The 20,777-nt window shown below is 54.0% G+C and carries 23 protein-coding genes; 15 read left to right on the top strand and 8 right to left on the bottom strand.

Features of this window, described 5'->3' with window-relative positions; translation table 11 throughout:
• Nucleotides 1-27: 27 nt before the first annotated feature.
• On the bottom strand, nucleotides 28-984 hold the full coding sequence (ytfQ, locus tag ACPUC7_RS13580) for a galactofuranose ABC transporter, galactofuranose-binding protein YtfQ (protein WP_100699935.1): 957 nt from the start codon (nucleotides 982-984) through the stop codon (nucleotides 28-30).
• Between the two features lie 675 nt (nucleotides 985-1,659).
• Here ytfQ and ydgT point away from each other — a divergent pair.
• The 10 genes from ydgT to ACPUC7_RS13530 all read left to right on the top strand — a co-directional run bounded on the left by ydgT (nucleotide 1,660) and on the right by ACPUC7_RS13530 (nucleotide 9,884).
• Entirely contained in the window at nucleotides 1,660-1,875 is a 216-nt protein-coding gene (gene ydgT / locus ACPUC7_RS13575; RefSeq protein ID WP_036622212.1) for a transcription modulator YdgT, read from the top strand.
• A 110-nt stretch (nucleotides 1,876-1,985) separates the two neighbouring features.
• Nucleotides 1,986-2,429: a DUF2569 domain-containing protein gene (locus tag ACPUC7_RS13570; protein WP_343553589.1), complete on the top strand. Its 444-nt coding sequence runs from the start codon at nucleotides 1,986-1,988 to the stop codon at nucleotides 2,427-2,429.
• Nucleotides 2,430-2,552: 123 nt separating this feature from the next.
• Nucleotides 2,553-3,134, top strand: a complete 582-nt coding sequence (gene rsxA / locus ACPUC7_RS13565) for an electron transport complex subunit RsxA (protein ID WP_494923300.1) — start codon at nucleotides 2,553-2,555, stop codon at nucleotides 3,132-3,134.
• On the top strand, nucleotides 3,134-3,712 hold the full coding sequence (gene rsxB / locus ACPUC7_RS13560; RefSeq protein WP_494923299.1) for an electron transport complex subunit RsxB: 579 nt from the start codon (nucleotides 3,134-3,136) through the stop codon (nucleotides 3,710-3,712). Before rsxA ends, rsxB begins: the two co-directional genes overlap by 1 nt.
• Entirely contained in the window at nucleotides 3,705-5,894 is a 2,190-nt protein-coding gene (gene rsxC / locus ACPUC7_RS13555) for an electron transport complex subunit RsxC (protein WP_494923298.1), read from the top strand. The genes rsxB and rsxC overlap by 8 nt, the downstream gene beginning before the upstream one ends.
• On the top strand, nucleotides 5,895-6,953 hold the full coding sequence (gene rsxD, locus ACPUC7_RS13550; RefSeq protein WP_494923297.1) for an electron transport complex subunit RsxD: 1,059 nt from the start codon (nucleotides 5,895-5,897) through the stop codon (nucleotides 6,951-6,953).
• Between the two features lie 2 nt (nucleotides 6,954-6,955).
• A complete protein-coding gene (gene rsxG, locus ACPUC7_RS13545; RefSeq protein ID WP_494923296.1) occupies nucleotides 6,956-7,591 on the top strand; it encodes an electron transport complex subunit RsxG in 636 nt (211 codons plus the stop codon).
• Nucleotides 7,584-8,285, top strand: a complete 702-nt coding sequence (locus ACPUC7_RS13540; RefSeq protein WP_343553595.1) for an electron transport complex subunit E — start codon at nucleotides 7,584-7,586, stop codon at nucleotides 8,283-8,285. Before rsxG ends, ACPUC7_RS13540 begins: the two co-directional genes overlap by 8 nt.
• Entirely contained in the window at nucleotides 8,282-8,917 is a 636-nt protein-coding gene (gene nth, locus ACPUC7_RS13535; protein ID WP_494923295.1) for an endonuclease III, read from the top strand. Before ACPUC7_RS13540 ends, nth begins: the two co-directional genes overlap by 4 nt.
• On the top strand, nucleotides 8,889-9,884 hold the full coding sequence (locus ACPUC7_RS13530) for a zinc-dependent alcohol dehydrogenase family protein (RefSeq protein WP_494923294.1): 996 nt from the start codon (nucleotides 8,889-8,891) through the stop codon (nucleotides 9,882-9,884). Before nth ends, ACPUC7_RS13530 begins: the two co-directional genes overlap by 29 nt.
• 89 nt (nucleotides 9,885-9,973) lie before the next feature.
• Here ACPUC7_RS13530 and ACPUC7_RS13525 read toward each other — a convergent pair whose 3' ends face one another.
• Nucleotides 9,974-10,663 carry a CTP synthase C-terminal region-related (seleno)protein gene (locus tag ACPUC7_RS13525; protein ID WP_494923293.1) on the bottom strand — a complete coding sequence of 230 codons (690 nt, stop codon included), beginning with the start codon at nucleotides 10,661-10,663 and terminating at the stop codon, nucleotides 9,974-9,976.
• Between the two features lie 652 nt (nucleotides 10,664-11,315).
• Here ACPUC7_RS13525 and dtpA point away from each other — a divergent pair.
• The 3 genes from dtpA to gstA all read left to right on the top strand — a co-directional run bounded on the left by dtpA (nucleotide 11,316) and on the right by gstA (nucleotide 14,545).
• Nucleotides 11,316-12,821, top strand: coding sequence for a dipeptide/tripeptide permease DtpA (gene dtpA / locus ACPUC7_RS13520; RefSeq protein ID WP_343553599.1), 1,506 nt, complete (start codon nucleotides 11,316-11,318; stop codon nucleotides 12,819-12,821).
• Nucleotides 12,822-12,958: 137 nt separating this feature from the next.
• Nucleotides 12,959-13,840 carry a LysR family transcriptional regulator gene (locus ACPUC7_RS13515; protein ID WP_494923292.1) on the top strand — a complete coding sequence of 294 codons (882 nt, stop codon included), beginning with the start codon at nucleotides 12,959-12,961 and terminating at the stop codon, nucleotides 13,838-13,840.
• Between the two features lie 99 nt (nucleotides 13,841-13,939).
• On the top strand, nucleotides 13,940-14,545 hold the full coding sequence (gene gstA / locus ACPUC7_RS13510; RefSeq protein WP_494923421.1) for a glutathione transferase GstA: 606 nt from the start codon (nucleotides 13,940-13,942) through the stop codon (nucleotides 14,543-14,545).
• A gap of 137 nt (nucleotides 14,546-14,682) precedes the next feature.
• On the opposite strand, the gene pdxY is transcribed toward gstA, so the two are convergent.
• The 5 genes from pdxY to anmK all read right to left on the bottom strand — a co-directional run bounded on the left by pdxY (nucleotide 14,683) and on the right by anmK (nucleotide 19,164).
• Entirely contained in the window at nucleotides 14,683-15,543 is an 861-nt protein-coding gene (gene pdxY, locus ACPUC7_RS13505) for a pyridoxal kinase PdxY (protein WP_494923291.1), read from the bottom strand.
• Nucleotides 15,544-15,611: 68 nt separating this feature from the next.
• Nucleotides 15,612-16,886 (bottom strand): tyrosine--tRNA ligase, encoded by a 1,275-nt coding sequence (gene tyrS, locus ACPUC7_RS13500; protein ID WP_494923290.1) that lies wholly within the window; start codon nucleotides 16,884-16,886, stop codon nucleotides 15,612-15,614.
• Nucleotides 16,887-17,025: 139 nt separating this feature from the next.
• Complete coding sequence (gene pdxH / locus ACPUC7_RS13495) at nucleotides 17,026-17,682, bottom strand: pyridoxamine 5'-phosphate oxidase (RefSeq protein ID WP_494923289.1); 657 nt, start codon at nucleotides 17,680-17,682, stop codon at nucleotides 17,026-17,028.
• Nucleotides 17,683-17,703: 21 nt separating this feature from the next.
• Nucleotides 17,704-18,033 (bottom strand): MliC family protein, encoded by a 330-nt coding sequence (locus ACPUC7_RS13490; RefSeq protein WP_494923288.1) that lies wholly within the window; start codon nucleotides 18,031-18,033, stop codon nucleotides 17,704-17,706.
• A gap of 9 nt (nucleotides 18,034-18,042) precedes the next feature.
• Nucleotides 18,043-19,164, bottom strand: coding sequence for an anhydro-N-acetylmuramic acid kinase (gene anmK, locus ACPUC7_RS13485; protein WP_494923287.1), 1,122 nt, complete (start codon nucleotides 19,162-19,164; stop codon nucleotides 18,043-18,045).
• A 274-nt stretch (nucleotides 19,165-19,438) separates the two neighbouring features.
• Here anmK and slyB point away from each other — a divergent pair, with 274 nt between their 5' ends.
• A complete protein-coding gene (gene slyB, locus ACPUC7_RS13480; protein ID WP_343554487.1) occupies nucleotides 19,439-19,906 on the top strand; it encodes an outer membrane lipoprotein SlyB in 468 nt (155 codons plus the stop codon).
• A gap of 41 nt (nucleotides 19,907-19,947) precedes the next feature.
• On the opposite strand, the gene slyA is transcribed toward slyB, so the two are convergent.
• Nucleotides 19,948-20,385, bottom strand: a complete 438-nt coding sequence (gene slyA, locus ACPUC7_RS13475) for a transcriptional regulator SlyA (protein ID WP_007892783.1) — start codon at nucleotides 20,383-20,385, stop codon at nucleotides 19,948-19,950.
• Between the two features lie 150 nt (nucleotides 20,386-20,535).
• Between slyA and ACPUC7_RS13470 the strand changes: the two genes are divergently transcribed.
• Nucleotides 20,536-20,772, top strand: a complete 237-nt coding sequence (locus ACPUC7_RS13470) for a DUF1656 domain-containing protein (protein WP_343554488.1) — start codon at nucleotides 20,536-20,538, stop codon at nucleotides 20,770-20,772.
• The last annotated feature ends 5 nt before the right edge of the window (nucleotides 20,773-20,777 follow it).

Here is a 20,777-nt window from a genome sequence, read left to right as displayed (position 1 = left end):
AACCGCCCCGAAGGGCGGTTGCGGGGATCAGTAACCCATGCCTTTTTTGGTATCGAGCTGCGCCTGCGCGGAATCAGGCAGATACAGTTTCGATTCGGTTTTGATGATTTTTGGCGGCATCGTTCCGTCTTTCTTGAATTTCTCCAGCGCGTCAAATGCCGGACCCGCCATGTTTGGCGTTAATTCCACGTTGGCGTTGGCTTCACCGGCCAGCATCGCTTTGTAGATATCCGGCACGCCGTCAATGGAACCGGTCAGGATATCTTTACCCGGCTTGAGGCCCGCTTCTTTGATCGCCTGAATCGCACCGATCGCCATGTCATCGTTATGCGCGTAAACCATGCAGATGTTTTTGCCGTTGTTTTCCGCTTTGATGAAGCTCTCCATCACCTCTTTACCTTTGCTGCGGGTAAAGTCGCCAGACTGCGAACGGATTACTTTGATGTTGTTGTGTCCAGCGATGGCTTCGGCAAAGCCTTTCTTACGGTCAATCGCCACGCTGGCGCCGACGGTACCTTGCAGTTCAACCACGTTACATTTCTTGTCGGCGACGGTTTTCACCAGCCAGTCACCAATCAACTTGCCTTCCAGTACGTTATCCGCCGTGACCACCGCCATATACAGCGATTTGTCTTTCACCACGATGGCGCGATCGAGCAGGAACACCGGGATCTTGGCGTCTTTGGCTTCTTCCAGCACCGGCTCCCAACCCGTTTGCACTACCGGCGCGATGAAGATGGCATCAACACCTTGCGCAATGAAGGAGCGTACGGCTTTGATTTGGTTCTCTTGTTTCTGCTGACCATCGGCGATTTTCAGGGTGATGCCACGCTTTTGCGCTTCACTTTTCGCCACATTGGTTTCAGCTGAACGCCAGCCAGATTCCGAGCCAACCTGTGAGAAGCCCACCGTCATATCAGCCGCCAGCACCGAAGTACTGAGTGCTGAACTCACCATGGCGGTCAAGAGTAAACGTTTCCACATAATTTCATTCCTCTGAAGGGAGTGTGTTGTAGGGGTACAAAACGCGAATTAAGCCTGGCGTAAAAGCCACGAAACAAGCGCGACATAGTTCACAAATCAGAGTGATTTAAAGGAGTTACGCGAACCTGCAAGGCATGCATGTCCATCACGTTATGGACAAATCGCCTGCATAATGTGTTGATTGAGGTTAAATAAATGTAATAAACAGAATCGGTTATGCTTACTGCTACTGGAAACGATTACAGCGGACGCGTAAAGAATGGTTACTGCTTGAGCAGGCAATCAATTATTGGATTTGTGATAGTTCGCACACAATGCGATCTGGGGTTTCATGCTGTATTCATTAATTTGCCTACCTGGCGGGAATAATTAACGTAAATTCACGCTGCGTTAATCAATAAATAGCGTTTAGATGAATAAAAATAGCGGCGAACAATATGCGTAATAAGCGTGTGAGGTTTTCTCACATACCTAATAAAACCGGGGCTGAATTTGCCTCAGCACGCACCAAAAAGGCGCATTTTCATGCATGAAAGGCGGAAAAAATCTCCGTTGATGAGCGAATTAGCACTTGTTGTCTGATTTTTGCGTTTTTTTAACTGCCGTGTATGGACTCTGGCTTCGTGCTCCCTATACTTGGGCACTTCCGAGTACTCTATTTTTTAAATGGCAATCATGACTGCGTTAGATTACCTGATGAAATTCCGCAAAGTGAATAATCTCGATAGTCTGGAAAAACTCTACGACCATCTTAATTATTCGCTGACTGATGATAATGAGATTATCAATATGTATCGCGCTGCCGACCATCGCCGTGCCGAATTGGTTTCCGGCGGACGTTTATACGACCTGGGTCGTGTGCCAAAAACCGTATGGCGCTACGTGATCTAATTGATTTCCCCTCTCATCATCTGCGCTTCTGCGTTGTCCATATCGGGCGTGCCCCGTTTGGACATGATACGCTCTGCATCGCCCTCTTGCTTTGAAACAGGATTCTTAACATGACCGAACAGGTGAACCCGCCGCGTATTGCTGGCTGGCTGCTGCTGCCACTGGCGTGGCTGATCATGACAATGCTGACCAGCGCGTTGGTGGTGGCGATGTATTTAAGCCCACTGTTTGATACTGAATTGCGTGCCACGCTGTTCTCTCATGGCGGCATGCTGTTAACGCAATGGTCAATTTCGTTGCTAACCGCGTCGGTGGTGTGGCTGTACAGCATTTGGGTGTGCTGGATTTTCTGTAAACGTTCGCGTCGCTTACCGCGCCATTACATTCTGTGGTTGCTGATGACCATCCTGCTGGCATTGAAAACCTTCGCCTTCACGCCAGTGGCAGATGGCAAAGCGATTCAGACCTTGTTGCTGTCGTTGTTGGCTGCGGCGGTGTTTGTGCCCTATTTAAAGCGCTCGCAGCGCGTCAAACAGACGTTTATCCAGCCATAATGACGCGAGTTTCGTCAGCAATTTAATTCTGAGTGCTCTCAACCACCACACAAACTGCGTGAAGGTTGAGATGCAGCTCTCAATTCCGGATAATAGACGCCTTTCGGCTTTCCAGGTTAAATAATGACCGACTATCTACTTCTCTTTGTTGGCACTGTGCTGGTGAACAACTTCGTGTTGGTAAAATTCCTCGGCCTCTGTCCCTTTATGGGCGTGTCAAAAAAATTGGAAACGGCCATTGGCATGGGACTTGCCACCACCTTCGTGATCACGCTGGCGGCGATTTGTGCCTGGCTGGTGAATCACCTGATTTTAGTGCCGCTTGATCTGGTTTATCTGCGCACCCTCGCCTACATCTTAGTGATCGCGGTGGTAGTGCAGTTCACCGAAATGGTAGTACGCAAAACCAGCCCGTCGCTGTATCGCCTGCTGGGTATTTTCTTGCCGCTGATCACCACCAACTGCGCCGTACTGGGCGTGCCGTTGCTGAGCGTGAACCTCAATCACACCTTTTTGCAAGCGGCGATGTTTGGCTTCAGTGCCTCTGTTGGCTTCTCACTGGTAATGGTGCTGTTCGCCGGCATGCGTGAGCGTCTGGTGTTGGCTAACGTGCCTGCCCCGTTCAAAGGTAATTCGATCGCACTGATCACCGCCGGTTTGATGGCGTTGGCATTTATGGGCTTCACCGGGCTGGTGAAATTCTAATGACCGCGATTTGGATTGCCATTGGCGCGATTGCCGTATTGGGGCTGATATTTGGCGCCCTGCTCGGTTACGCCTCGCGTCGCTTCGAAGTAGAAGAAGATCCCATCGTTGAGCAGATCGACGAAATTTTGCCGCAGAGTCAATGTGGCCAGTGCGGTTATCCCGGCTGCCGTCCGTATGCCGATGCTGTGGGTAATAACGGCGAAGCCATCAACAAGTGTGCGCCCGGCGGCGAGCAAACCATGCTCAAACTGGCGGCGCTGCTCAACGTCGAACCGCAACCGCTGGATGGCGGCGTGGAAGTGCTGGAACCGATACGCACCGTGGCGTGGATCGATGAAGCCAACTGCATCGGTTGCACCAAATGTATTCAGGCTTGCCCGGTCGATGCGATTGTCGGTGCCACGCGCGCCATGCACACCGTGCTGAGCGACGTATGTACCGGCTGCGATCTGTGCGTTGCCCCTTGCCCGACCGACTGCATTGAGATGCGTCCGGTTGCCACCACCACGGCCAACTGGAAGTGGAATCTCGACACCATTCCTGTACGGGTGATCCCGGTAGAAACCCATGCTTAATTTGTTCAACCTGTTTCGCAAAGAGAAACTGTGGGATTTTCAGGGCGGCATTCATCCGCCGGAAATGAAAACACAGTCCAACGGCACGCCGCTGAGCCAGTTGCCGCTGCCTGAACGCTTTATTATTCCGCTAAAACAGCACATCGGCCATGAAGGTGAGATCTGCGTTGCGCCCGGCGATAAAGTGCTGCGCGGCCAGCCGCTGACCTTTGGCGGCGGACGCATGCTGCCAGTGCACGCGCCGACCTCAGGCACCATCGAAGATATCGCGCCGCATATGACAGCGCACCCTTCAGGCTTGTCGGAACTGTGTATTTTCCTGCGCGCCGATGGCGAAGATCGCTGGACCACCTTGGACCCGCAGCCGGATTTCCGCGCGTTGACGCGTGAGGATGCGGTCAAACGCATTCACGATGCCGGAATCGCCGGTTTAGGCGGTGCGGGTTTCCCGACCGCCACTAAACTGCGCGGCGGATTGCGCGGCGTTAAGACATTGATCATTAATGCCGCCGAGTGTGAACCCTATATCACCGCCGACGATCGCCTGATGCAAGATTGCGCGGCTGAAGTCCTAGAAGGCTGTCGCATCCTCGCCTGGGTATTACAGGCCGAGCGCGTATTGATTGGCGTTGAAGACAATAAACCCGAAGCGATTGCCGCACTGAAACAAGCGCTGGGCGGCGATCGTGAGCTGCAAATCCGCGTCATCCCAACCAAATATCCGTCTGGTGGCGCAAAGCAGCTGACACAAATCCTCACCGGCCTCGAAGTGCCGCACGGTGGACGCTCTACCGACATCGGCGTTTTGATGCAAAACGTCGGCACCGCGTGGGCGGTGAAACGCGCAATTGTCGATGGCGAACCGATCACCGAACGTGTGGTGACCTTAACCGGCGCAGCGCTGGCACGGCCGCGCAACGTTTGGGGACGTCTCGGCACGCCGATCAGCCATCTGCTGCAACACGCTGGATTTACCCCGGGATCGCGCCAGATGGTGATCATGGGCGGCCCGCTAATGGGCTTCACCCTGCCGTCGCTGAACGTGCCGCTGGTGAAAATTTCCAACTGCATTTTAGCGCCGTCAGCGAGCGAAATGGGCAGCGATCAGGAAGAGCAATCCTGCATACGTTGCAGCGCCTGCGCAGATGCTTGTCCGGCAAAACTGTTGCCGCAGCAGCTGTTCTGGTACAGCCAGGGCGGCGATCACGACAAAGCCCGTGCGCACAACATCGATGACTGCATTGAGTGCGGCGCCTGCGCCTATGTTTGTCCGAGCAACATTCCGCTGGTGCAATATTATCGCCAGGAGAAGGCGGAACTGCGCGCCATCGATCTGGAAGCGAAACGCACCGCCGAAGCCAAAGCGCGTTTCGAAGCCCGTCAGGCGCGTTTAGAACGCGAAAAACTGGCGCGTGAAGCGCGTCATGAACAAGCGAAACAGCGCTCTGCGCGCAGCGATCAAGGTGAGCTTGATGCTGCCGTCGCGCGCGCCAAAGCACGTAAAGAAAAAACGCCGGAACAAGAAGCCGCAGAACGTGAAGCACGCCATGCGCAAGCGTTAGCGCAACAGGCTGAGAAACAAGCGGAAACTCAAGCATTAAGCCGCCAATCTGGCGATCCGCGTAAAGCGGCGGTGGAAGCCGCGATTGCCCGCGCCAAAGCGAAAAAAGCCTCCGCAACGGCGCCAGTAGAAGTGGCAAGTGACGCGGCAACCGCTGAAATCGATCCGCGCAAAGCGGCGGTTGAGGCGGCGATTGCGCGCGCTAAAGCCAAAAAAGCCGCTGCTGCGCAGCCGGTTGAAGCGGCGCCAGCCGAGCCGGAAACAGAAGCAACCAAAGCCGATGTTGATCCGCGCAAAGCTGCCGTTGAAGCGGCAATTGCGCGCGCTAAAGCCAAAAAAGCCGCCGCTGCGCAACCGGTTGAAGCAGTGCCAGCCGAGCCGGAAGCAGAAGCGACAAAAGCCGATGTTGATCCGCGTAAAGCCGCGGTTGAAGCGGCAATTGCGCGTGCTAAAGCCAAAAAAGCCGCTGCCGCGGCGCAGCAGGCTGAAACAGTATCGCCTGACGTGGAGGCCGCTGCCTCTCCTGACTCCGCCGACCCACGTAAAGCAGCGATTGCCGCTGCGGTCGCCCGTGCCAAAGCGCGTAAAGCGCAGCAGCAGCCTTCGAAGACTGAGGAATAAATGGCTTTTCGTATCGCAAGTTCTCCCTTTACCCACAACCGCCGCAGTACCGGCAATATCATGCTGTTGGTGGTGTTGGCCGCGCTGCCCGGCATGGCCGCGCAGTGGTATTTCTTTGGCGTCGGGTTTCTGATTCAGGTATTGCTGGCCATCGCCACCGCATGGGCCACCGAAGGCTTGATCCTGCGTCTGCGTAAAACGCCGGTGGTGCCAACGTTATCCGATAACTCCGCCCTGCTCACTGCGCTGCTGCTTGGCATTAGCCTGCCGCCGTTAGCACCGTGGTGGTTAGTGGTGTTGGGCACCCTTTTCGCCATCGTGATTGCCAAGCAGCTTTATGGTGGTTTAGGTCAAAATCCGTTTAATCCGGCGATGGTCGGCTACGTGGTGTTGCTGATCTCCTTCCCGGTGCAGATGACCAGTTGGCTGCCGCCCGATAGTTTGCAGGCGATCAAACCCGGCCTGATGGATTCCCTCAGCATGATTTTCACCCATCACACGTTGGCGGGAGAAACCATGCAACAGTTGCAACTCAGCGTGGACGGCATCAGCCAGGCAACGCCGCTGGATAACTTCAAAACCGGTCTGCGTGCCGGACACAGCGCCGATCAGCTGCTGGCGGAACCGATTTACACCGGCGTATTAGCGGGATTGGGCTGGCAGTGGATTAACCTCGGCTATTTGCTAGGCGGCATGCTGCTGCTGGCGAAAAATGCTATCCGCTGGCACATCCCGGTGAGTTTTCTCGTCTCGCTGGCGTTCTGCGCCACGCTCGGCTGGCTGTTCTCGCCTGAGTCGCTGAATACCCCGATGATTCACTTGTTCTCCGGTGCCACTATGCTCGGTGCGTTCTTTATTGCCACCGATCCGGTCACCGCCTCGACCACCAATCGTGGTCGCCTGATTTATGGTGCGTTGATTGGTTTACTGGTGTGGCTGATTCGCAGCTTTGGCGGCTATCCCGATGGCGTGGCATTTGCGGTGTTGCTGGCCAACATTTGTGTACCGCTGATTGATTACTACACCCAGCCGCGCGTTTACGGCCATCGCAAGGATTGAAGATGATTGACGCTATTCGTAAAAATGCCGTCACGCTCGCCGCCTTCGCGGTGATCACCACCGGCGTCACAGCGGTGGTGAACTATGTCACTAAACCGACGGTTGAACATCAAACGGCGCTCCAACAGAAAAACCTGCTGGATCAGGTGGTGCCGACCGATCTGTATGACAATCACATCCAGCAAGAGTGTTATCTGGTTACCGATGCGGTCGCGCTGGGCAACGGCAAACCACATCATCTCTATCTGGCGCGCAAAGGCGATCAGCCGGTTGCTGCCGCGCTTGAGACCACCGCGCCAGACGGCTATTCTGGTGCGATTCAAATGTTGGTCGGTGCCGATTTCCACGGCAAAGTTCTGGGTGTACGCGTGGTAGAACACCATGAAACGCCTGGCCTGGGCGATAAGATCGAATTACGTATTTCTGACTGGATCAACAGCTTCAATGGCAAAGTGATCCATGGCGCTGATGATAAGAATTTTGCCGTGAAAAAAGACGGCGGTGAATTCGATCAATTCACCGGCGCAACCATTACGCCGCGTGCGGTGGTGAATGCCACCAAACGTACCGCGCTGCTAATTGAAACACTGCCAGCGAAGCTCGCTTCGCTGCCTGAATGTGGAGATGCAAATGAGTGAAGCGAAGAATCTGCTGGTCGGCGGCCTGTGGAAAAATAACTCCGCGCTGGTGCAGTTGCTCGGCCTGTGCCCACTACTGGCGGTAACCTCAACCGCCACCAACGCCCTCGGTTTAGGCCTGGCCACCACGCTGGTATTGACCATCACCAACAGCGCCATTTCCGCCTCGCGCCGTTGGGTGCCGTCGGAAATCCGTATTCCGATTTACGTGATGATCATCGCTTCGGTGGTGAGTTGCGTGCAGATGCTGATCAACGCGTACGCCTACGGTTTATACCAGTCGCTGGGCATCTTCATCCCGCTGATTGTGACCAACTGCATCGTGGTGGGCCGCGCTGAAGCGGTGGCCTCCAAGAGCAGCATTCCCCTCTCCGCGCTGGATGGTTTTGCCATCGGCATGGGCGCGACCTGCGCCATGGTGACCTTGGGATCGATTCGCGAACTGATTGGCAGCGGCACGCTGTTTAACGGTGCGGATCAACTGCTCGGCCCGTGGGCCAAAGCGCTGCGTATCGAAGTGGTGCATTTCGATTCCCCAATGTTGTTAGCTATGCTGCCGCCGGGCGCGTTCATTGGTCTCGGCATGCTGCTGGCGGCGAAATATCTGATTGATCAGAAAATGAAACAGCGCGCGGCGAATCGTGCTGCTGCGCCAGAAGCTGAGCCGCAAGGTGCAACCGGGAAAGCGCTGTGAATAAAGAGAAACGCGCGCAAATTCTCACGCGCCTGCGCGATGAAAATCCGCATCCCACCACCGAACTGAATTTCAACTCACCGTTTGAATTGCTGATTGCGGTGCTGCTGTCGGCACAGGCCACGGATGTCAGCGTCAACAAAGCTACTGCCAAGCTTTATCCGGTCGCCAACACGCCCGCGTCCGTGCTGGCGTTGGGCGTTGATGGCGTGAAGGAGTACATCAAAACTATCGGCTTGTTTAACAGCAAGACCGAAAACGTCATCAAGACTTGCCGCATTCTGCTGGAACAGCACGGCGGCGAAGTGCCGGAAGATCGTGCAGCGCTAGAAGCCTTGCCGGGCGTGGGACGCAAAACCGCTAACGTGGTGCTGAATACCGCTTTTGGCTGGCCGACTATCGCGGTGGATACGCACATTTTCCGCGTCAGCAATCGTACCCGCTTTGCGCCGGGCAAGAATGTCGAAGAAGTCGAAGAGAAATTGCTGAAAGTAGTGCCGGCCGCTTTCAAAGTCGATTGTCATCATTGGTTAATCCTGCACGGTCGCTATACCTGCGTGGCGCGTAAGCCTCGCTGCGGTTCTTGCTTGATCGAAGATTTGTGTGAATTCGACGCCAAAACCGAACTCTGAGTCGCTGCCGATAAACGACAACCTTGCGCTCGTTTATCGGCAGTTTGGCGATCCGCTCAGCGTGCTCGCGCTGGAATCTTCCTCTTTATTACCTTGCGCGCCGGAAAAGCTGCGCGTTGCCATGCAGTTTGCCCCGATCAACGCCTCCGATCTGATTCCGATTACTGGCGCCTATCGCCATCGTGTTCAGCCACCGCTGATCGCCGGTTATGAAGGCGTTGGCAAGGTGATTACTGCGCCGCCCGCTTTTGCTCATTTATTAGGGCAGCGCGTGTTGCCACTGCGCAGCGATGGCACCTGGCAGCGTTATATCGATTGCGATCCGCTGCTGGCAATCCCCGTTCCGGCAGATATCAGCAGTACGCTGGCGGCGCGCGCCTATATCAATCCCATTGCAGCATGGTTGATGCTGAAACAATGGTCGCCGAAGAACAAACGTGTGCTGATCACCGCCGGCGGCTCTGCCTGTGCTCTGTTACTGGCGCAATGGGCTCGACAGATGGGCGCAGGTTCCGTGACGGCGATTCACCGTGCGCCCATGCATGCCAAAAGGTTGCAGGCGTTGGGCATTGATACATTGCTGGAGACGCAGCGTGATGCGGTTACTGCCGCCGCGCAACGCTGTGATCTGGTGTTTGATGCGGTGGGCGGCGAAATCGGCCAACTGCTATGGCAGTCGCTGCCGTTAGAGGCGCAGTTTGTTGCCTATGGCGTGTTGAGCGGCAAACCGCTGCAGGTGACGGCGGTGCGTCCAGCGCTGCATTGGTTTCACGTGCGACATTCACTCGAAAATTTAGCGCATCAGGATTGGCAGCAATTGTTTATCGAACTGTGGCCGCTGTTGCGCAGCAGTGAATGTGGTGAGGTGGAGATTTTTCCTATAGCGCAATGGCAGGAGGCGATTCGCTGTTATCAGCAATCGGGGCGCGCGCATAAGCCGTTGTTAAAACTTAGCGAATGGGATTGAAAACCAGGTCACCATAAATGGCGACCCTACGAAACCTTGCAGATCTGATGTAGGGTGCGCATTTTTGCGCACCAAACCACACGCCCCATTTACGCAATAGCGGCCTGCAACCACGCCACCACCAGCGGTGATAAGCGGTTTTGCAATGCGGCGCGTTCAGACTGGAACAATGTAGCGACAAAAAACGGATGATCGCTCAATTCAATGCCGCGCACATCACCCTCCAGATCCCATGAGGTGATCTGCAAATTCTGCGTGGCCAGCGCCGTGCTGAATTCCGGGTTAACACCAAAATTGCAGTGATAGCCTTCATCACTCTCCAGTGCACCGTAAGCTTGCGCAATGCGCGAATGCGGCTGGAAGGTCACCGTGCCCCGCTGTTCAACCAACGAGCAGGCCAGGGGCGCGATGACCCAGCGCCCACCGCTATCGGTTTCGGCATGTCCCGCATCTTCCCAACCCAGCACGTTGCGTGCGTACTCAACAATCGCGTATTGGAAGCCACCGCACGAACCTAAAAACGGTTTACCGCTTTCGCGCGCCCAACGAATCGCGGCGAATACGCCCTCATCATTAAGGTACGGGCTGCCCGGCACCAGCCAAATCGCATCATAATCGGCGAGATTGAGCTGATCGAGTTCGGGTGTCGCGATCCAATCGGCATTGACGGTAAGGGATAAGGTTTTAGCGGCAAGTTGCACGGCGGGAGGAATGGCCTGATGCGCAACGGCATTGGCACGATAATCGCCTATCAGGGCGACACGAATCGACTGCGTCATGATTACGTCCTTTCAGGGAAAAAAGGAGGTTACAGCAAAGTAGTCTGGCTGTCTAAAGCGCTGAATGACCTATTTTTGCTGTTTTAAACGCGACTAATTCTGACAAAATCCGCACTTTTATCTGGCTAAACTTACGGTTTATCGCGCTAATCTTCGCCACTTGTCAGCCACGCAATCGATTACTTCTTTTACGGTTTTAATTAATTCGTAGTTATGTGCGCAAGATCAACAAATTAGCGTTCTGGAAGCTTTTAACTGCTTATTGTGCTCAGCAATCAAGCTAATATGCTTAATAAGTGGACATGTGACAGCCTATTTTCTGCTTAATTGCTGTTCAATGGTGTTATATGCTGCTAAATAACCATTTCGCAGTTTATATCAGGAAAAGCACCTTCCAGATCTCCAATTGACATCTTTATCCTGATATAATGCCACTCAGCAACATTTAACACTGATTAACAACTTCGTATGACGGCATTAACCCTACCTACTGCAAGTATTTCAGCGTGCAGAAAATTCTTGCCCTGATGCGCTAATTCAGCCAAATTAGTCGCCGTTTTTCCTTTCTAATAACAATGTTGCGCGGGATTACCCAGCCCGACGCAGACTTAATTCCTGTCACAAAACAGGCTATGTATAAACTGAGGTACACGTGTCAACTGCAAACAAACACACTGACGGGGCGCCAAGCCTCAACGCTTTTAAGCAACCAAAAGCGTTCTATCTGATCTTCTCCATCGAGTTATGGGAACGTTTCGGTTTCTATGGCCTGCAAGCCATCATGGCGGTTTATCTGGTGAAACAACTGGGGATGTCCGAAGCGGATTCCATCACCCTGTTCACCTCATTCAGCGCCCTGGTTTACGGTTTGGTGGCGATCGGCGGCTGGCTCGGCGATAAAGTGCTGGGCACCAAGCGCGTCATCGTGCTCGGCGTGATCGTGCTGGCACTGGGCTATGCGTTGATTGCCTTCTCAGGCCATGATGTTTCGATGGTGTATATCGGCATGGCGACCATCGCCGTCGGTAGCGGCTTGTTCAAAGCTAACCCGTCTTCCTTACTGTCGACTTGCTATGAGAAAGATGATTCGCGCCTCGACGGTGCATTCACCATGTTCTACATGTCGATCAACATCGGTTCACTGTTCTCAATGATGCTGACACCGTGGCTGGCCGCGAAATATGGCTGGGGCGCGGCGTTCTCGCTGTCAGTGGTTGGTTTGGTGATCACCCTGCTGAACTTCCTGTTCTGCCAACGTTTGGTGAAAAACTACGGTTCCAAACCTGACTTCGCTCCGCTGCAAGTCGGCAAATTGCTGATGACGCTGGTTGGCGTGGTGGTACTGGTAGCATTGGCGGCTTGGTTGCTGCATCACCAGAGCATTGCACGTATTACCTTGGGCGTGATTGCCGCCGGCATCGTGCTGATCTTCGCTAAAGAAGCATTCGCGTTGAAAGGCGCGGCACGTCGTAAAATGATCGTGGCTTTCTTGCTGATGGTCGAAGCGATTGTGTTCTTCGTGCTGTATATGCAGATGCCAACTTCACTCAACTTCTTTGCCATCCGCAACGTTGAGCATGCGATTCTGGGTATCACCTTTGAGCCAGAGCAGTTCCAGGCATTGAACCCATTCTGGATTATGCTGGCCAGCCCGCTGTTGGCGGCGGTGTACAACAAATTAGGCGACAAGCTGCCGATGCCGCACAAATTTGCCATCGGTATGGTGCTGTGTTCAGCGGCGTTCCTGGTGCTGCCGTTCGGTGCGAAGTTCGCTAATGACGCGGGTATCGTTTCCGTTAACTGGCTGATCATCAGCTATGCACTGCAAAGTATCGGTGAGTTGATGATTTCTGGCCTCGGCCTGGCGATGGTGGCGCAGTTGGTGCCTCAGCGTCTGATGGGCTTCATCATGGGTTCATGGTTCCTGACCACGGCTGGCGCAGCGATGATCGCCGGTAAAGTGGCGAATCTGATGGCGGTGCCAGACAACGTTACCGATCCACACGCTTCACTGGCAGTTTACAGCCAGGTGTTCCAGCAGATCGGTATTGCTACCGGTGTGATTGCGATTCTGATGTTGATCACCGCGCCATTGCTGAACCGCATGACGCAGGATGATGTGCAACCTGAACTGAAACGCGCCAGCGCTAATCAGTAATCAAAATAAGCCGGGCGAGTCCCGGCTTTTTTCTGCCCGCTTTTACATTTGCTTTAACCTTTTCTGCTGTCCACTCTTCGCTTTTGCCTTAGTTAACTTCATGATAGCCGCTCACGGTTAATCAAGCGGGAACTCGCATGGACAGGTTCGATGAGCTGCAAGTGTTCGTCGCAGTGATTCAGCAAGGCAGTTTGGCTGGCGCGGCGCGGGTATTACAGCGTTCACCGCCAGTGATCACCCGCACGCTCAACACGCTGGAAAGCCGTCTCGCCACCACCTTGATTGAACGCACCACGCGTCAATTAGCCCCCACCGAAGCGGGCTGGCAGCTCTTTGAGCATGCGCAGCGCGTATTACACGATTATCAACGCGCTATCGATAGCGCGCACCACAGCGGCCTGTATGGCCTGCTGCGTATTACCGCGCCGGTATTGTTTGGCCGACGCCACGTGATGCCGTTGGTCAACGCCTTCCTGCAACAGCATGCTGAAATACAAATTGAAGTGGTGCTGAGCGACAGCTATCAGGATTTGATTGAAAACGGGCTAGACATTGCGCTGCGGATTGGCGAGTTGCAGGATTCGTCGATGGTGGCGCGGCATGTCGGTAACGTGCGATCAACCCTGGTTGCCAGCCCAGCGTATTTGCAGCGCGCGGGATCGCCGACGCATCCCACAGAACTCGCCCAGCACGCTTTAGTCGCCAGTCTGCGCCACACCCGCGAGTGGCGCTTTGCCCAAGACTTACGCGTGCGTATCACCCCACGCTTGCGCGTTAATGATGTTGAAGGACAGCTTGAGGCATTACGCGATGCACACGGCATTGGGCGTTTGTTGTCGTATCAAGTGCTCAACGATATTCAGGAGGGCAAATTAGTGCGTTTGCTGCCGGAATGGGAACCCGCGGCTTTGCCGGTACAGTTGGTGACCCAACGGGTGAAGAATATGACGCCAAAGGTCAGACAGTTTTGGGACTTCGCTCTCGAAAAGCTGCCGTTACTGCCCTGCTTTACTGAATAAATTCTGAACGGTTACCGCAAAACTGATCGCGGTCACTGGCAAAAATAACGGGCAGACTTATGCTGCTTCGATCGCTACAACACTTAAGGAGAAGCTATGATGAAACTCTATTGCAAGCCCGGTGCCTGCTCGCTGTCACCGCATATTGTCGCGCTTGAATGTGGGTTGGACTTTACCCAGGTGAATGTCGATTTGCAGAAAAAATTGACTGAGCAAGGGGAAGATTACTGGCAGATCAACCCGAAAGGACAAGTGCCTGCATTGCAGTTTGATGATGGCAGCCTACTGACTGAAGGCGTAGCGATTGTGCAATATCTGGCGGATCTTAAGCCTGACCGCAATCTGCTGGCACCAACCGGAAGTTTGACGCGCTATCACACCATCGAATGGTTGAGCTTTGTCAGCAGCGAATTACATAAAGGCTTTAGCCCGCTGTTCCGTCAGGATACGCCGGAAGAGTATAAAACCACCGCGCGCGCGTTGTTGCAGAAAAAGTACCAAATCGTCAATGACGCCTTGCAGGACAAACAGTGGTTGCTGGGGCTGCGCTTTACCGTGGCGGATGCGTATCTGTTTGTGGTGACGCGTTGGGCGAAAGCCATCAAGCTGGATCTAACAGGTTTGGATGCGCTGGAAGCCTGGTTTGCTCGCGTGGCGGAACGTCCGGCGGTGCAAGCGGCGTTGAAAGCGGAAGGTTTGGTGTAATTCAGCGTAGCGTAGGGTCGGCATCAATGGCGTAATGCCTGTCAGTAAAACTTCTTTCGGTCACCATAAATGGCGACCCTACAATGAATTGGCGCGTTTTCATGAGGTGCGCACTCTTGCGCACCTTACCTGACGATTTAAAGCTTCTCGGCAGCAAAGTGCTGCGTCGGCTTAGCAATCGCATCCTGCGCTGCTACCAGCTGCAATTCGTACTCGCCCATTTCATGGGTTTTCAGCATCACTTCATATACCGCGGCGGTGATGTGCTCCAGCGCATCTTGCAATGATTTACCGTGCAGTAAATCAACCAACAGCAGACCGCTAGTTAAATCACCCACGCCGACCGGTTGACGCACCCCAAAGTCCACCAGCGGACGGCTGATATGCCAGCACTCATCAGCGGTCACCAGCAGCATCTCGAAACGATCGCTGCGACGTCCGGCACGCGCCAGATGTTTCACCAGCACCACTTTTGGCCCTTTGGCAATCAGATCGCGCGCGGCAACCACCGCTTGCTCAATGTTGGCAACCTCATGGCCGCTGAGCATTTCCAGCTCCAGCAAATTCGGCGCGATGATATCGCTGGCCGGTAACGCCATTTTGCAATGGAACTCCGCCACGCCCGGCGCCACGATGCAGCCTTTCTCCGGATGGCCCATCACCGGATCGCAGAAGAACCATGCATTCGGGTTGGCTTCTTTTACCAGACGCACGATTTCTAGAATCTGTTCGCCCTGTTCTGCCGAACCCAAATAGCCACTCAACACCGCATCGCAGGTCTTCAAACGATCAACGGCCGCGATACCTTTCACGATATCGGTCAAATGCGTGGCAGGCATCACGGTGCCGGTCCAGTGACCGTACTGCGTATGGTTGGAAAATTGCACGGTATTCAGCGGCCAAACGTTTGCGCCCATACGACGCATCGGAAATTCGGCGGCGCTGTTACCGGCATGTCCGTAAACAACGTGAGATTGAATCGCGAGAATATTTTTCATTGTTAACCTGTACTGATTGCCCTGAACTGCCTTGCCATAAAAAAGGGCCGGAAACCGGCCCTGAACGCTTACTGCCAGTTAATCAGGCAGTAATGTTTTTTACCACGACGCAACAAGGTGAAGCGTCCGAACAATTTATCGCTATCGCTAAAACGGTATTCCGCATCAGACTGTTTTTCGCCATTCAGCGATACGGCGTTAGAACCGATCATAGTGCGTGCCTGACCGCGTGATGGCACCAGTTCAGCTGCCACCAGCGCTTGTTGCAGATCGTCTTCGGCGTTCAGATTGATCACCGGCATACCGTCCTGAGCCAGTTGCTCGAAGTCTGCTTCGGTCATCTCGCTCAGGCTGCCTGAGAACAGGCTGTCGGTGATGCGCTTGGCGGCAGTTAAACCTGCATCGCCGTGCACTAAACGTGTAACCTGTTCCGCCAACACATACTGTGCACGTGGCGCTTTGCCGCAGTTTTTGTCTTCTTCTTCCAGCGCATTGATCTCTTCAATGCTCATAAAGGTGAAGAACTTCAGGAAGCGATAGACATCGGCATCCGCCGTGTTGATCCAGAATTGATAGAACTTGTACGGGCTGGTTTTCTTCGCATCCAGCCATACCGCGCCACCTTCGGTTTTGCCGAATTTGGTGCCGTCCGATTTGGTGATCAATGGAACGGTTAAGCCCCACGCTTGCTGCTGATGCAGACGACGTGTCAGATCGATACCCGAAGTGATGTTGCCCCACTGATCGGAACCACCGATTTGCAGCACCACATCGTGACGCTTATTCAGCTCGGCAAAGTCGTAGCCTTGCAGCAGGTTGTAGGAGAACTCGGTGTACGAGATACCCTGATCTTCACGATTCAGACGTTGCTTCACCGCTTCACGGTTGATCATCTGATTTACCGAGAAGTGCTTGCCGATATCGCGCAGGAAAGTCAGCACGTTCATGCCGCCAAACCAGTCGTAGTTGTTCGCAGCGATGGCGCTGTTAGCACCGCAATCGAAGCTGAGGAAAGGAGCGACCTGGCCACGAATCTTCTCGACCCACTCACCGACCGTTTCCGTGGTGTTAAGTTTACGTTCTGCTGCTTTAAAGCTGGGATCGCCAATCAGACCGGTGGCACCACCCACCAGCGCGACCGGCTTGTGTCCGGCATCCTGAAAACGTTTCAGGCAGAGCAGCGGCACCAGATGGCCCAAATGCAAGCTATCAGCGGTCGGATCGAAGCCGCAATAGAGTGCAATTGGCCCTTGCGCCAGTCGCTCTGCTAACGCTTCTTCATCCGTTACCTGGGCGACTAAGCCCCTTTCTTGCAATTGTTGTATCAGGTTACTGCTGGTCATCACTGACTCCAAATTGATCAGACTGCACCTAGGCTGGTACACAGCTTTCCGCTGACGTGCGGAGACGAAAAAAAAGAGGGCTATAGCATAAAGCGCTGACGCCAACTGCGCCAGCGTTGAAAGGGGATAAAACGCAGTTTTACGGGGCTAAACGGTCAATCGTCCAGCCATTATCCGTGCGCTGGTAGAGGAAGCGATCGTGTAAGCGATGTTCGCCGCCTTGCCAGAACTCGACAGTATGGAATTTAACGCGATAACCGCCCCAAAAACTCGGCAGCGGCACTTCGCCTTGCTGGAATTTCTGTTTAAGTTCTAGGAACTTGCCTTCCAGCACGCCGCGCGCTGAGATACGGCTCGATTGCTTCGACACCCACGCGCCAATTTGGCTGTCTCGCGGACGGCTGCTGAAGTATTTCAACACTTCCAGCGGCGAGAGTTTTTCCACTTCACCCAGCAACATCACCTGGCGCTCAAGGAAGTGCCATGGAAAATGCAGCGAAATACGCGGATTATCGGCCAACTGAAGCGCTTTACGGCTGCCAAGGTTGGTGTAAAACACCATGCCTTGCTCGTCGTAGTGCTTAAGCAGCACGATGCGCTGATAAGGTTGTCCGTTGCTGTCTACCGTCGCGACCGTCATGGCGGTAGGATCGGGCAATTGTGCCGCACACGCCTGCTGTAGCCACTGCTCAAACAGCGCTAAAGGATTATCCGGCAAATCTTTACGTCGCAGCCCGCCGCGGGTGTATTCACGACGCAGATGGGCAATATTTTGCAAGCTGTCACTGTCGCTCATGTTGTTTCTCTTTCTCACCGTTTACTGCGCGGAAGCATCCGCGTTTTGCAATTCACAGTCATTTATCACGATTTTCTCGTTACGTTCAACAAAGGCACTGTTACCTTTTGACCAGAAAACGTAAGTACCATCGCTGTAACGGGCACCGGATGCCGCGACCGTTTGCGTCAACGTCAGCGGTTTGCCATCCAGAATGAAGCTCACTTGCTGTTTGGCATTGTCCTGCGTGACGGTTAACGGCAAGGTGCCGCATTGATAGCGCAGCTGTTGTGGCGTTGGCGTTGCTTTATGCAACATACCGCAGCCGCTCAACACTGCGACGCTACCAAGCAAAATGATCATCTTCTTCATATTCACCTCTTAATGCGTAAGTCGCGCATTGGCGGGATAAATCGCACCCAATACACTCATTTCTGTAGCGCCGGTGACCGCCGGCAAATTGCCCGGCAAACCGTTCAGTGTGCGGAACGCCAGCCAGGCAAAGGCTAATGCTTCCATATCATCACCGCTGATACCGGCCTCATCGGTGGTGGTGACTTCGGTGCCGGCCAAATGTGCCGCCAGACGCGCCATCAGTAGCGGATTACGACTGCCACCGCCACAAACCAGTAAGCGATCACAACCGTCGTTCAGCTGGACCTGCTGCGCAATGGTCAACGCGGTTAACTCACACAGCGTGGCCTGCACATCTTGCGGGGCCAGCGCCGGAAAACGCTGCAACTGTTGCTCAATCCAACTGAGATTGAAATATTCGCGTCCGGTACTTTTCGGTGGCGGCAAGGCAAACCACGGATCGCTCAACATGAGCTCCAGCAACGCCGGAACCACCTGACCGCTGCGCGCCCATGCGGCATCTTTGTCGTACGGCAAGGCTTTATGGCGCCAAATCCAGCTATCGATCAGCATGTTGCCAGGGCCGGTATCAAATCCGCGCACCGGTTGGCCAGGAATCAATAATGACAAATTAGCGATGCCGCCAATATTCAGCACCATGCGGCGCTCAACGCTGTCCATTAATAGCGCCTGATGGAAAGCTGGCACCAGCGGTGCGCCCTGCCCACCCAATGCCATATCACGGCGGCGGAAATCGCCAATCACCGTGACGCCAGTAGCGGCGGCAATTTGGTTGTTATCGCCGATTTGCAGCGTGTTCGGCGCATCACTTTGCGGTTCGTGCCACACGGTTTGTCCATGGCAACCAATCGCCACAATATCGCTGGCCTCCAACGATTGCTGATGCATCAACGCCAATACCGCTTCGGCAAACAGTTTGCCGAGACGGGTATCCAGTTGCCCAAGCTGCGACAGCGTCAAGGTTTGCCCCTGACAGATCGCCAATACCTGTTGGCGCAGTTCCTGCGGAATGGGATGGCAATAACTGGCCTGCTGCGCCACCATTTGCCCATCAATCGCCGCCAGCACTACGTCTACACCATCAAGGCTGGTGCCCGACATCACGCCAATATAGCGTCCTGATTTCATCGCGATTCACTCCCTTAACATCATCTGGCATAAGCCTGGCAAATTACCGGGGCTAATTCTATGATAAAATTCCGCTTTTCAGCGTCGCTGCGCAGTCCATTCCAGCACGAAAATATTTTCGTTGCGTAATTGAATTTTTGTTGAGGGGTGATGGTCTATGCTTCGCCTCAGCCGCGTTTTATACGGACTTAGAGTCAATTGCCAGTTTTCTGTCTTATACTCTGTGCAGTAGAGGATGAAAACATGGCGTTTTTTTGCATTAAGGAGCGTTCTGATGATTAAGCGTTTTGTAGCCGTGGCGTTGACCGGCTTAACTCTGGCAGGCTGTGCCAATACCGACACCCTTTCCGGTGACGTTTACAGCGCCAACGAAGCTAAACAAGTACAAAGTGTTTCTTACGGCACGCTGGTATCGGTTCGTCCGGTTAAAATCCAGGGTGGTGATGAAAATAACGTGATTGGCGCGATTGGTGGTGCAGTGCTGGGTGGTTTCCTCGGTAACACCATTGGCGGCGGTACCGGACGTAGCCTGGCAACTGCCGGTGGCGCAGTGCTCGGCGGCGTAGCGGGTCAAGGCGTTCAGGGCGCAGTCAATAAGTCTGACGGCGTTGAGCTGGAAATCCGTAAAGACGATGGCAACACCATCATGGTGGTGCAGAAGCAAGCCGCCAGCCGCTACTCCGTGGGACAACGTGTGGTGATGGCGTCAAACGGCAGCCAGGTAACCGTTTCTCCACGCTAAGCGCATAGATAAGAAAAAACCGACGCTGGGCGTCGGTTTTTTTATTTCTCGCGATTGTGAAACTCGAGAATATTTTTTTCTAATCGCGCAATCAGCGTGACCATCTGGTTGATCTCTTCCAGACTGATGCCGGAGAGAATGTCATCGCGCGTTGCATCAATCACATTTTCAACCTGCTCGATGATCGGTTCGGCCTGCTTCGTCAGCTTGATGCGCTTTGCACGGCGATCGTTGGCGCAGGTGGCGCGGGTGATCAATCCCTTCTCTTCCAGCTGATCCAGCGTGCGTACCAGCGAAGGTTGTTCAATGCCAATCGCCTTTGCCAGCTGAATTTGCGACTGTTCAGGCGGGAGTTGATGAATGTTATGTAACGTCACCCAGTGTGTTTGTGTCAGTTCAAGCGGTTTTAAACGCTGATCGATTAACGCGCGCCAAATGCGCACTAAGCGAGACAGATCGGTTCCCAAGGGCGTATCCATTGCATCTCCTTATAATTAGCTTGCTAGCTATTAAGCCAGATTTTACACTATTCTGCGAGTTTACCTGGTAAATTACAATTCCAAAGCCAGGCGATGCGCTTGCCGTCTAACTCTATTTAGATGATTCCCGGTCAAAAAGGATGATGACACGTGTTCCACACCACTTTTTCCACTACCGCACCGCTTAGCGATTTGGTCTTCGGTGCCTCGCTGTTTTTCCCACCGCTGTTCAAAGCGGTACTGCTCGGCTTCTTCTTCTGGTTACTGATCCATCCGCTATTACGCGGCTGGATGTACTCCGGCGATGTCTGGCATCCCACATTAATGGACCTTTCCCTGTTTGTACTTTGCGTCGCTGGCGCATTGTGGTTACTGAGCCTCGGATAAATCAC

Source organism: Pantoea sp. CFCC18179, from assembly GCF_059412405.1.
This window is presented reverse-complemented; position numbering and strand designations above follow the sequence as displayed.

Coding starts and splice junctions, on each gene's coding strand:
- ytfQ (WP_100699935.1), bottom strand. CDS start 984: ATGTGGAAACGTTTACTCTTGACCGCCATGGTGAGTTCAGCACTCAGT.
- ydgT (WP_036622212.1), top strand. CDS start 1,660: ATGACTGCGTTAGATTACCTGATGAAATTCCGCAAAGTGAATAATCTC.
- ACPUC7_RS13570 (WP_343553589.1), top strand. CDS start 1,986: ATGACCGAACAGGTGAACCCGCCGCGTATTGCTGGCTGGCTGCTGCTG.
- rsxA (WP_494923300.1), top strand. CDS start 2,553: ATGACCGACTATCTACTTCTCTTTGTTGGCACTGTGCTGGTGAACAAC.
- rsxB (WP_494923299.1), top strand. CDS start 3,134: ATGACCGCGATTTGGATTGCCATTGGCGCGATTGCCGTATTGGGGCTG.
- rsxC (WP_494923298.1), top strand. CDS start 3,705: ATGCTTAATTTGTTCAACCTGTTTCGCAAAGAGAAACTGTGGGATTTT.
- rsxD (WP_494923297.1), top strand. CDS start 5,895: ATGGCTTTTCGTATCGCAAGTTCTCCCTTTACCCACAACCGCCGCAGT.
- rsxG (WP_494923296.1), top strand. CDS start 6,956: ATGATTGACGCTATTCGTAAAAATGCCGTCACGCTCGCCGCCTTCGCG.
- ACPUC7_RS13540 (WP_343553595.1), top strand. CDS start 7,584: ATGAGTGAAGCGAAGAATCTGCTGGTCGGCGGCCTGTGGAAAAATAAC.
- ACPUC7_RS13525 (WP_494923293.1), bottom strand. CDS start 10,663: ATGACGCAGTCGATTCGTGTCGCCCTGATAGGCGATTATCGTGCCAAT.
- ACPUC7_RS13515 (WP_494923292.1), top strand. CDS start 12,959: ATGGACAGGTTCGATGAGCTGCAAGTGTTCGTCGCAGTGATTCAGCAA.
- gstA (WP_494923421.1), top strand. CDS start 13,940: ATGAAACTCTATTGCAAGCCCGGTGCCTGCTCGCTGTCACCGCATATT.
- pdxY (WP_494923291.1), bottom strand. CDS start 15,543: ATGAAAAATATTCTCGCGATTCAATCTCACGTTGTTTACGGACATGCC.
- tyrS (WP_494923290.1), bottom strand. CDS start 16,886: ATGACCAGCAGTAACCTGATACAACAATTGCAAGAAAGGGGCTTAGTC.
- pdxH (WP_494923289.1), bottom strand. CDS start 17,682: ATGAGCGACAGTGACAGCTTGCAAAATATTGCCCATCTGCGTCGTGAA.
- ACPUC7_RS13490 (WP_494923288.1), bottom strand. CDS start 18,033: ATGAAGAAGATGATCATTTTGCTTGGTAGCGTCGCAGTGTTGAGCGGC.
- anmK (WP_494923287.1), bottom strand. CDS start 19,164: ATGAAATCAGGACGCTATATTGGCGTGATGTCGGGCACCAGCCTTGAT.
- slyB (WP_343554487.1), top strand. CDS start 19,439: ATGATTAAGCGTTTTGTAGCCGTGGCGTTGACCGGCTTAACTCTGGCA.
- slyA (WP_007892783.1), bottom strand. CDS start 20,385: ATGGATACGCCCTTGGGAACCGATCTGTCTCGCTTAGTGCGCATTTGG.